We start from the raw sequence: 902 nt of genomic DNA, 5'->3' as shown, positions 1-902 counted from the left end.
CGAAGGGGATTTATTCGACGGGGAGTGGGTCAATTCTTTTTCGGCGATCCTGGGTCAATTATAGACCGGCGGTAACATCTGGTGGAGTTCGAGCTCCGGATGCTCCAAAAACGATGCGTGGTAAACAAGGGAATATTGGTATTATACCCAAAGAGGTAGCAGACAAGTTGCGTGGTAAACGTTTTAAATCATTTGATTACTTTAGGGAAGCATTTTGGAAGAGCGTAGCAAATTCAAAATATGCGAGTGAATTTAGTGCAAATAATGTTGCCAGAATGAGAAAGGGTAATGCCCCTATTGCGATCTCCGAACAGTGGTATGGTGATCATAAGAGTTATATTCTTCATCACAGAACACCTATCCAACATGGCGGAGATGTGTATAATTCAGATAATTCGTTCATTTTTTCTCCTAGAATGCACCAAGAGATTTTAGATAAGAGTTATCATTTTGGAAGTCAGAACTAAGGAATTAGTTAAAACTACATCGAACTTCCTAAAATGATCCTATGATCATTATCTGGGGATATCATGAAAAGCTCTTTTCTTGAAGGTATTTGGTTTTCAAAGATTGTTTGCAACTGAAGTTAAACCTCATATACGAGGAGGATATATAATGGCTGATTTTATTAAATCAAGAGAGGAATTAATAGAGGTCGTAAAAAAATTAATGAATGCGGAGTATTCCGAGGAGGAAGAAGAAAAGGTTTTTGATTTGTTGGAAAAAACAGTACCTGATTTTAAAAAAATGATGAGGTTAATTTATTGGAGTGATCGAGAGCTTTCACCTGAGGAGATTGTTGAGGAATCATTACATTATCAACCCATTATCACTCCACCATCTTCTGATAGTAATGAATAGAACTATGATAAAATGGAATATAGTCCAAAAAGCTCATTCCC

General features: G+C 36.8%; 1 protein-coding gene and 1 pseudogene. Both read left to right on the top strand.

Annotation, left to right across the window (positions count from 1 at the left end):
* Nucleotides 1-467 (top strand): annotated as a pseudogene (locus I8U17_RS18110) (hypothetical protein); the annotation flags it as partial.
* Nucleotides 468-615: 148 nt separating this feature from the next.
* Nucleotides 616-861, top strand: coding sequence for a bacteriocin immunity protein (locus tag I8U17_RS18105; RefSeq protein ID WP_198060003.1), 246 nt, complete (start codon nucleotides 616-618; stop codon nucleotides 859-861).
* Nucleotides 862-902 lie beyond the last annotated feature (41 nt).

The organism is Thermoactinomyces sp. CICC 10521, assembly GCF_016055135.1.
GTDB lineage: Bacteria > Bacillota > Bacilli > Thermoactinomycetales > Thermoactinomycetaceae > Thermoactinomyces_A > Thermoactinomyces_A daqus.
This window is presented reverse-complemented; position numbering and strand designations above follow the sequence as displayed.